Here is a 515-nt window from a genome sequence, read left to right as displayed (position 1 = left end):
CCAGTCACGTCAGTAGTACGGAAGTAGAACTGCGGACGGTAGCCTTTGAAGAACGGAGTATGACGGCCGCCTTCATCTTTGGACAGAATGTACACTTCAGATTCGAACTTGGTGTGCGGCTTGATGGTGCCCGGCTTAGCCAGTACCTGACCACGTTCGATTTCTTCACGTTTGATACCACGCAGCAGAACACCTACGTTCTCACCGGCACGGCCTTCGTCCAGCAGTTTGCGGAACATTTCAACGCCAGTACAGGTAGACTTCTGAGTCTCTTTGATACCAACGATTTCAACTTCTTCGCCCACTTTGATGATACCGCGTTCTACACGACCGGTAACAACGGTACCACGACCGGAGATGGAGAATACGTCTTCGATCGGCAGCAGGAACGGCTTGTCAATCGCACGCTCTGGTTCCGGGATGTAAGAATCCAGGAAGCCAGCCAGTTCGATGATTTTCGCTTCCCACTCTGCGTCGCCTTCCAGCGCTTTCAGAGCAGAACCACGAACGATCGG

General features: G+C 52.8%; 1 protein-coding gene. It reads right to left on the bottom strand.

Translation table 11 applies throughout. The features are described from left to right. Nucleotides 1–515: EF-Tu/IF-2/RF-3 family GTPase (locus J4650_RS22680; RefSeq protein ID WP_023994057.1), on the bottom strand; the 515-nt coding region annotated here is incomplete at both ends.

It is taken from the genome of Salmonella sp. 32120201201600049SM, assembly GCF_017572835.1.
GTDB lineage: Bacteria > Pseudomonadota > Gammaproteobacteria > Enterobacterales > Enterobacteriaceae > Salmonella > Salmonella enterica.
This window is presented reverse-complemented; position numbering and strand designations above follow the sequence as displayed.